This is a genomic window from Butyricicoccus sp., assembly GCF_050872565.1.
Classification (GTDB): Bacteria; Bacillota; Clostridia; order Oscillospirales; family Butyricicoccaceae; genus Butyricicoccus_A.
The window spans coordinates 1-8,815 of the sequence record NZ_JBNMHC010000058.1 but is presented as its reverse complement, the minus strand read 5'-3'; the positions used below and the strand labels follow the sequence as shown (position 1 = coordinate 8,815).

Below are 8,815 nucleotides of genomic sequence, written 5' to 3'. Positions count from 1 at the left end.
CCGCGGAACACAAAAACCGTGTCATCCCATGTCGGCTGTATGTTCTTGTACTCGATATGAAATTTTTTCGGTGCAATATCTTGAATCATATGTTCTGTTCCCTTCTGATTATTATACTGTATTTTTATTATAGCATACTTTTCTTCACTTTTCCATATATTTGCAAAAGCGTGCAGCACATCCGGATTCCCGATGTGCTGCACGCTTTTGTGTTGTGATATGTTATCATTGAGAGGTGCGCATGGTCTCTGCCATGACGGAAATCTGACAGAGACCGTACTGCGCCGGTCGAATTAGAATAGAAGGATGCATTCCCTGTGCCGACGAAAATACAACAAAAATAAGGAGAAAAAGATGCATTTTCAAGAATTTATCCTTCTGAAAGGTGGGCTTTTTTGATTTTTGCTTGTCTGGCTGAGCTGCTGCAGCCCAGCCATTCGACAAACAAAACAGGATTTATAGTCGGATCATCTGAAGAGCGAAGCAAGGCAGTCTGCGCATGGGAAATGGGAAAGCCACAACGAAAGACTCATGCTCTCCAGACACCGGAAACAGGTAGTGTCTTATGGTGTATCTTTTTGTTTTTTTCTATAATTCTATTATACGCGAAGTCGAGAAAATGTATGTGCTTTTCTTCTTTGTTTTTTTGCCGTTTCTCGCTTCACGCATTTTTCTTATACATTATTTCGCAAATACCGTCCGGTCAGAGAATGCGGACACGCAAGCAGTTGTTCCGGCGTTCCGGTAAACAATACCTCACCGCCTGCTCTGCCGCCTTCCGGTCCCAAATCAATCACCCAATCCGCCTGTGCAATCAGCTCCTGTCTGTGCTCTACAACAATCACCGTATTCCCCTGATCGACAATGCGGCGCAGCAGTGCCAGTAACCGCTCCACATCGCGGTTGTGCAGTCCCGTCGTCGGTTCATCGAGCACATATACATTGCCCTGCTTGTGCAGCTCACTCGCCATCTTGAGCCGCTGAATCTCGCCGCCGGACAGCGTGCTTGTCGGCTGTCCCAGCGTCATGTATCCCAGACCGACATCCAGCATACACTGCAGCCGTTCGTGAATTTTCGGCTGCGGGAAGAAGGCCAACGCCTGATTGATGGTCAGCGCCATGACTTCTTCGATGTTCTTGCCGTGATACGGATAGCTGAGTGCTGTCGGATTGTATCGCCGTCCCATGCATTCTTCACACAAAATGGCAACCGGATCGGCAAAGGCGACATCCGGCGTAATTTCGCCCTTTCCCTTGCACACCGGACACGCGCCCTTGGAATTGAAGCTGAACCACTGCGCACTGACGCCGTTTTCCTTGGCGAATAACTTGCGAATATCGTCCATGACGCCGGTATACGTCGCCGGTGTCGAACGCGCCGAAGTGCCAATCGGCTTCTGGTCAATGACAATGCACTCTGGATACCGCTCGACAAATTCCTGCCGAATCAAGCTGCTCTTGCCGGAACCGGCCACACCGGTTACCGCCGTCAAAACGCCTTTGGGAATTTCGACAGAGACATCTTTCAAGTTATTGCGTGAGACATGTTTTAGAGAAAAGCTCTGTGTCCACGGGCGCGGCTGGGTATTGAGCGAAATCTTTTCGCGCATCGATACCGCCGTCAGCGTGTTCGTCTGTTTGAGCTGTTCAACCGTGCCATGAAAGACCACTTTGCCGCCCTTTGCGCCCGCCAGCGGTCCCATCTCAATGACATGATCCGCCAGCTCTATCATCTGTCGGCTGTGTTCTACCACAAGCACGGTATTGTGATTGTCGCGCAGGGCAAGCAGCAGCTTGCCAATCTTTTGTGCATCCGCCGGATGCAGACCCGCCGTCGGCTCGTCAAAAATATACGTGATATTGCTCAGGCTACTGCCCAAATGACGCACCATCTTGAGCCGCTGAGACTCGCCGCCCGACATCGTATCCGTGCGGCGCGACAAGCTCAGGTATCCCAAGCCGACATCTACCATATGCCGCAGACACGCGAGAATCTGTGCCGCAATGGACTTGCCGAGCGGATGGTCAATGGCTTCGAGCACAGGAATCAAATCGCTGATCTGCATCTCGTTATAGTCTCGAATGTTATACCCATTGATTTTAGATGCCAGTGCCTTGGGATTGAGTCCGCTGCCGCCACACGCCGGGCACGTACCCTTTTTGATAAACTGCATCGCTTCCTCGCGCACGCTCTTGCGCAGCTTAGAAATATCTCGGTTCAAATACAACCGATTAAATCGCGCGACAACGCCTTCATACGGCAGCTTGGAAACCTGTCCGGTATTGTTGCGAATGAAGTCCATGACAAGTGGCTCATCCGGTCCAATGCGAAACGCTTTCCATTCCTCTTCGGTAAAATCCTTGAGTTTTTTATCTGCGCTGTACAGCGGATTATATTTATAATAAAATTCCTGCCAGCTGCCGCCGGAAAACTGACTGAAGCGAATCGCGCCTTCGTTGATGGTCTTATCCATGTCGAACAGCTTGCTTTCGTCCAGCGTCACTTTTTCCCCGAGACCTGTGCACTCCGGGCACATGCCGTGCGGATGATTGAAAGAGTACGCCATCGAGCCACCCGCACTCGGCTGACCCACGCGCGAAAACAGCAGGCGAATGAGCGGCGCAACGTCTACAGCAGTTCCCACCGTCGAGCGAATATTCGCACCAATCGCTTTTTGGTCGACCACGATAGACGGCGTCAAGTTATATATCGCATCCACCTTTGGTTTTTCATATCTTGGCAGACGCTGCCGCAAAAACATCGGATAAGATGCCTGCCACTGTCTGCTGCTCTCTGACGCAATGGTTTCAAACGCCAGAGAGCTTTTTCCGGATCCGGAAACACCCGCCAAAATCACGAGTTTTTCCTTCGGAATCGTCACGTTAATATGCTTCAAATTATTTTCAGAAGCACCGAAAATCTCGATGTCTTCTCGTTTGTTTCTTTCATTCACGATACCCCTCCTTCTAGTTTCGCTTCCGCCTCTGCCAGCGATGCATAGCCGAGCTGCTGCACAGTATTTTGCAAAATCATCTCACATAAGCTCTTGCCTTGCGCTTCCAGCTGCTGGATATACGCGTGATACAGCTTCACCGTATCCAGCGAATATGTCGCCAATTCTCCCCACAGGTAGGTCTCAAAGGAAGTCTCATACAGACTATCTGTCTCTTTGCGGATGGCTCTGCCGTGTCCGACAAGACGCGGATACTGTTCAGCGAGCTGTTCCTGCCACGCGACGCTGACCGCACAGATGGCATCAATGTACTTGTCTTTTTCCGGCAGGCGCGCCGGAAAAAGACTGAGAAGGCGGGAAAATTCTGCCGGACTGGTTCGCGCCATCATATAGGCGTATTTCTCCGTCAGCAGATTGCGTCCTTGCTGTGTCGCTGTGGTGAGATCGTTCCAATAACTCTCTTGCATCGCCTCGCTCCACGCCATCAGCTGGCTGCTGCGCATGATAAAGAATGTATCAGGGCTGTCCTGACACGATGCACGGCCGCCGATATTCTGCACCTGATCGAACAGCTTCCATTCCGCTTCCACGATGCGCTTGACGCGCGGATGTATCGTCATTGCTGCCATTTCTATCACTCCTGCATGATGTGTGTCTGTCTCAATTTGGGGTCTTGAATGCGCTGCATCATATCGGCACACAGGTCAATCAAAAACGTGTCTTCGCGTGTTGTGAGATGCTGGCGGCGCAGTTCAGCGGAAACATTCAGACAGATGCCTTCGATGATTTCCTGTGCCTCGCCTTCTCCGCGGCTGAGTTTTTCCAGCTGTGCTGCCACGCGCGGCAGTTTTTCCAGATTTTTCATGCCGCGATGCGTCCACTTATAATAGGGCGCATAACGCCGGTTGAGCAAGTATACCATAGACATCGCCGCGCGCGCAAATTCTGCGATTGCCATTTGTGCCGCCACGGTATCTCCGCGGCGCACGCAGCGCGGGTAATTATACTGTCCCGCCTGCGCCATCGTTGCCGCGCGCGCCACAATTTTCTTGATGCGAATATCCTCCGGATAATGCGCCAGCAGCTTTTCCCGAATACCGGTAAAGATGCCAAGCGGATCGGCAAAAACTTCTCCATTTGTCGCAGTTGCCAAAAAAGACTCCGGGATCTGCCGCCACTGTGCCAGCGTCTCCGGTCCGTGCGCATATCCGGTATATCGGCGATACCAATCCTCTATGCACAAACAGCCCACACGGCCGCTGCTCATCACGCCGCTCTTTCGCACGGAAAATCCGGCAACGGCATCCGGCAAACTGCGATACACCGCCTGCACCTGCACGCCATGTCTGACAAAGTCCTCCTCTGTCATCCAAATGCAAAATGCTGGTCCCCAATCGTGGTCGCGGGACAGCTCATCATCAAAACCGAAGCATTCTGATCCCTCTCCCGCCAGTCCGATAGCCAGCCGCGGCACCAAATCCGGCACCTGTCGTTCCAGTGCCTGTTTTCCCGCGGTTTCATAATAATATCGCGCGAGTTCCAGTCCTCTCATGTGCTGCTTCCTTCTTTCAGTCGGCGCAGGTCATCCGCAATGGCGCAGGTTCGGTCATCGTTCTCTCCGAGCACCCGAGCAAAAATCTCCCGCGCTTTTTCCAGTGCTTGTATCGCTTCTTGCCGTTTCCCCAGCCGTTCATAGACCCAATACATATTGCGGCAGGTGATGCCGTACTCCATATTTTCTCCAAAAAAGCGTTTGGTGTACTGTGCGGATTTTTGGTACAGTTCAAGCGCACGCATGTAGTCCTGTTCTGCATACAGGAATCCAGCCAGACTGTTGAGGCCGGCGGCATAGTGCACATTTTCTTCCTCACGGCACCGCTCAAAAAAGTCAATGGCCAGATTGACACACTGCTTTGCCTTTTCCGTGTCATCTGCCTGCCGATACATCGCCGCCAAGTTATTATAGGTAATCGCAATTTCCTGTTCCGTGTTCGGCATGGTCTGAATGATCGTCAGTGCCTTTTCCAAATAGGCAATGGCTGGCTGCAAGTCTTCCAGCTCTCGATAGACCAGCGACATATTATTGAGCACGCTCGCATAGGCGTAGCTCTGCTCCTCTCCGGCGCGGGCATAGATCTCTTCCGCCAGATGAAACAGCTTGAGCGCATCATCAAAATTTCCCATCAGTCGACAGGTGCCCGCCATATTATTGAGTACCGTTGCATACTGCACGCTGTCCGCGCCAATCTCCTGTTTTACCAGCTCTCTCGCGTGCTGGAACGAGGAAATCGACGCATCATATCGGCTGATGCCGCGATACAGAGAACCCAACTCATTATAAATGGCAATGCCAATTTCCGATGCTCCCGCCGTGTTTTTTCGATACTGTGCCTCGGCTTCCAGCAAGAATCGCTCGACTTGATCAACATCTCCTTGTGTGTAGCATTGATCGAGATTTTGATAAAATGTCTGTAATGTCTGCTGCATAGATATTCCTCCATCCGATAGTCCTGTAAAAATAGAGATACTACTCGCTATTTTAATTATAGGAAATGCGCCGGACACAGGTTGTGCCAGATTTCGCAACTTGTTTGCCGCTCGCTGGAAGTCGGTTTTTCTGTGCAGACTAAACAGAAACAACAAACGCTATTTGCTCAATCTTATTGCTTTTGCCGCAAACAGCAGTCGAGATACGGCAAAAAAAAGATGAGTACATGCACACTATAAAACCCGGTTTTCTTCTATAATAATGACAAGGATTTCAAGCACTTACCATGATTCGTTCGTTGATTTAACAATTACTTTTTTATTTATGCAGGAGGTTTATTGTATGGATAACTTTACTTTCTACAGCCCGACTTATTTCGTATTCGGCAAGGGCACTGAAGCACAGACTGGTGAACTGGTAAAGCGCTACGGCGGCCACAAGGTTCTGATCCACTACGGCGGCGGTTCCGTTAAGCGTTCCGGTCTGCTCGACCGCGTTAAGGCTTCTCTGGATGCTGCTGGTCTGGAGTATGTAGAACTGGGCGGCGTAAAGGCTTCCCCGCTGAGTGATCTGGTATATGAGGGCATCGAGCTGGCAAAGAAGGAAAAGGTTGACTTTATCCTCCCGCTGGGCGGCGGCTCGGTTATGGACTCTGCAAAGGGCATCGCTCTTGGCGCACTGTATGACGGTGATTTCTGGGATTACTACTGCGGCAAGAAGGGTCCGGTTACGGAAGCTCTGCCGGTAGGCTGTGTTGTTACCATCGCAGCATCTGGTTCCGAAGGCTCCACCGACTCTGTCGTTACCCTCGTAACCGAAGACGGCAAGCAGTACAAGCGCTGTGCTGACGGCGACATTCTGCGCCCGCTGTTCGCTATTATGAACCCAGAACTGATGATGACACTCCCGCCGTATCAGACCGCTTCCGGTATTTCCGACATCTTCGCACACTGCTTGGAGCGCTACTTCTCTGACACGCCGGACTGCGAGCTGACCGACCGTATGCTGGAAGCTGTTATGCTGACCATGCTCAAGGAAGGTCGCCGCGTCATGAAGAACCCGAACGACTACGAAGCTCGTGCAAACATCATGTGGGCTGCCATGGTCGCTCAGAACAACATCACCGGTGTTGGCCGTGCACAGGATTGGGGCACCCATCACATGGACAACGAAATCGGCATCAACTACGGCGCATCCCATGGTGCTGGTCTGGCTCTGCTGTTCCCATACTGGATGGAATATGCCATCAAGGCAAAGGGACCGGAGAAGTTTGTCAAGTTTGCAACCCGCATCTTTGGCTGCCAGAACGATTTCGAGCATCCGGAAGTAACCGCTATGGAAGGCGTAAAGCTGCTGCGTGAGTTCTTCGACGAACTGGGTATGCCGAACTCCATCAGCTCCATTGGCGGCAAGCCGGAGGACATCCCGGGCATGGTTGAGAACATGTTCTACGGTGCACCGAATCACGGCAACTTCATCAAGCTGACGCCGGAAATCGCTGCTGAAATTTACAGCATGGCAATGTAATTTTGTCCACCATCCGCAGTATCCCTTGATACTGTTTTGGGGTCTGCTGGTATGATTGGATCATACCGGCAGACCCTTTTCTTCTTTTCCCTTGCAAGTAAGTACCCCACCATTTATAATAAAAAGGATGTGATCCCCATGAACTATGTCGCGTCAATCAATGCCTATGAAAATCTGTCTGCGCCGGAAAACACCAACGGTGTCATGTTAAACGGAGAAGCTATCGCAGAAAACAACACTCAACGGCTTCTTATCCAAAGTCTGCTGCTGTCGGAACCGGAAACGCCGGACGATCCTCGTCTCAAGCAGCTGCAGGAGTGCCAAACCGCCTCTTGGCTCAACAAGCTCAAGAACAACTCGCAAAAGCAGCTGTGCGTGCGCCTGCCGGACGGACCGATGGAAACCTTTCTCCCCAGTCTCGCGTCTGATTTTGACCAGCTCAGTGAATTTATGGGCTGCACTGACGAATGGCTCCATGAGCGCGTCAAAGCCGTTTGGTGTAAGCATCCGGATCTCAGCTATTACATGATTATCAGCAATGAGATGCTGTTTGCATCCATGCTGCGCGGATTATTTGACGCGGCACAGACCTGCGGCATTGAAAAAATGTCCATCCTGCTCCCGCTCGTCAATCGCTGCCGCGAGGCACAGCAGCAGCACTTATTCATTGCACAGTGCGCAATAGACTACGACATTATCTGCGATGTCGGCATTGAGATCGCCACGCCGCGCGCGATTTATTTTGCCGGTGATCTCGCCAAATTTGCCGATGTTATCGTCTTTCAAGTCGATGAGCTGTGCTGGCTGCTGTACGGCAAAGCGCAGAACAATGGCAGAAATCAATACGGCTTTCACGAAACGCCGTTTAATGAATTTGACGACATCGGCATCGGCACGCTGCTTGGTGTCGCTCTGACGCAGGTGCGCCGAAGCAATCCAGAGGTACGCATCTGCGCCAGCGGAAAATATGTATTGACAGAAAAGGGCTTGCAGTTCTGCAAGGAGCTTGGCATCAACAGTGTCATTGCTTCTCCACAGCTCTATTCCCACACACAGGAACATAAAGAGGAATTCGATTGATAGGCTTAGGAACAATTATCAACGTCGGCTTGATTGTCATCGGCGGCGTTTTGGGTCTGCTGTTCGGCGGCAGACTAAACAGACGATTTCAGGAGACTCTGCTCAAATCGCAGGGTCTTTGTCTGCTGTTTGTCGGCATCGGCGGTGCGATGGAAAAAATGCTGCAAATCTCCGACGGAAATTTATCGAGCAGTGGTACCATTATGATCGTTGTGTGCTTTGCTGTCGGCTCACTGATCGGTGAAGCGTGCAATTTTGAAAAACGCATTGAACAATTCGGTGAATGGATCCGCGCCAAAACCGGCAACGCGAACGACAACGAATTCGTCAACGCCTTTGTCATGACTTCTTTGACAGTCTGCATCGGTGCCATGGCGGTTGTCGGTTCCATTCAGGACGGTATTTCCGGCGATTATCACACGTTGGCACTAAAAGGCGTGATTGATATGATTATCGTCTGCGCCATGACAGCCTCTCTCGGCAAAGGCAGTATTTTTTCCGCTATTCCGGTTGCCCTGTTTCAGGGAACAATTACCATTTTGGCAAGTTTTTTGCAGCCAATTATGACCGAGCAGGCACTTGCCAATTTATCTCTGACCGGTTCCATGCTGATTTTCTGCGTCGGCGTCAACATGGTCTGGAGCAAAAAATTCAAGCCCGCCAACATGCTGCCGACGATTGTCATCGCCGTCATTTGGGCATTGGTCGCCGCATAACATCCCAAACACGAAAGCGTCAGAACCGGAAAACCGGAACTGACGCTTTG

Annotated in this window: 8 protein-coding genes; 3 read left to right on the top strand and 5 right to left on the bottom strand. The window is 51.2% G+C overall.

The window, feature by feature from the left end:
* Positions 1-225: 225 nt before the first annotated feature.
* From ACR0P9_RS04165 to ACR0P9_RS04145, 5 genes are all read right to left on the bottom strand, one after another.
* Complete coding sequence (locus ACR0P9_RS04165) at positions 226-366, bottom strand: hypothetical protein (protein WP_432617604.1); 141 nt, start codon at positions 364-366, stop codon at positions 226-228.
* A 308-nt stretch (positions 367-674) separates the two neighbouring features.
* Positions 675-2,954: an ATP-binding cassette domain-containing protein gene (locus ACR0P9_RS04160; RefSeq protein ID WP_432617602.1), complete on the bottom strand. Its 2,280-nt coding sequence runs from the start codon at positions 2,952-2,954 to the stop codon at positions 675-677.
* A complete protein-coding gene (locus ACR0P9_RS04155; RefSeq protein ID WP_432617600.1) occupies positions 2,951-3,583 on the bottom strand; it encodes a DUF4125 family protein in 633 nt (210 codons plus the stop codon). Before ACR0P9_RS04155 ends, ACR0P9_RS04160 begins: the two co-directional genes overlap by 4 nt.
* Before the next feature lie 5 nt (positions 3,584-3,588).
* Positions 3,589-4,506: a DUF4037 domain-containing protein gene (locus tag ACR0P9_RS04150; RefSeq protein WP_432617599.1), complete on the bottom strand. Its 918-nt coding sequence runs from the start codon at positions 4,504-4,506 to the stop codon at positions 3,589-3,591.
* Positions 4,503-5,441, bottom strand: a complete 939-nt coding sequence (locus ACR0P9_RS04145; RefSeq protein ID WP_432617597.1) for a DUF2225 domain-containing protein — start codon at positions 5,439-5,441, stop codon at positions 4,503-4,505. Before ACR0P9_RS04145 ends, ACR0P9_RS04150 begins: the two co-directional genes overlap by 4 nt.
* Before the next feature lie 343 nt (positions 5,442-5,784).
* Between ACR0P9_RS04145 and ACR0P9_RS04140 the strand changes: the two genes are divergently transcribed.
* The 3 genes from ACR0P9_RS04140 to ACR0P9_RS04130 all read left to right on the top strand — a co-directional run bounded on the left by ACR0P9_RS04140 (position 5,785) and on the right by ACR0P9_RS04130 (position 8,765).
* On the top strand, positions 5,785-6,969 hold the full coding sequence (locus ACR0P9_RS04140) for an iron-containing alcohol dehydrogenase (RefSeq protein ID WP_432617595.1): 1,185 nt from the start codon (positions 5,785-5,787) through the stop codon (positions 6,967-6,969).
* Between the two features lie 138 nt (positions 6,970-7,107).
* Positions 7,108-8,049 (top strand): putative PEP-binding protein, encoded by a 942-nt coding sequence (locus tag ACR0P9_RS04135; protein ID WP_432617593.1) that lies wholly within the window; start codon positions 7,108-7,110, stop codon positions 8,047-8,049.
* A complete protein-coding gene (locus ACR0P9_RS04130; protein WP_432617591.1) occupies positions 8,046-8,765 on the top strand; it encodes a DUF554 domain-containing protein in 720 nt (239 codons plus the stop codon). Before ACR0P9_RS04135 ends, ACR0P9_RS04130 begins: the two co-directional genes overlap by 4 nt.
* The last annotated feature ends 50 nt before the right edge of the window (positions 8,766-8,815 follow it).

Bases quoted from the DNA above. Each gene is read 5' to 3' on its own strand.
- ACR0P9_RS04135 (WP_432617593.1), top strand. From the start codon at position 7,108: ATGAACTATGTCGCGTCAATCAATGCCTATGAAAATCTGTCTGCGCCG.
- ACR0P9_RS04150 (WP_432617599.1), bottom strand. From the start codon at position 4,506: ATGAGAGGACTGGAACTCGCGCGATATTATTATGAAACCGCGGGAAAA.
- ACR0P9_RS04155 (WP_432617600.1), bottom strand. From the start codon at position 3,583: ATGGCAGCAATGACGATACATCCGCGCGTCAAGCGCATCGTGGAAGCG.
- ACR0P9_RS04140 (WP_432617595.1), top strand. From the start codon at position 5,785: ATGGATAACTTTACTTTCTACAGCCCGACTTATTTCGTATTCGGCAAG.
- ACR0P9_RS04145 (WP_432617597.1), bottom strand. From the start codon at position 5,441: ATGCAGCAGACATTACAGACATTTTATCAAAATCTCGATCAATGCTAC.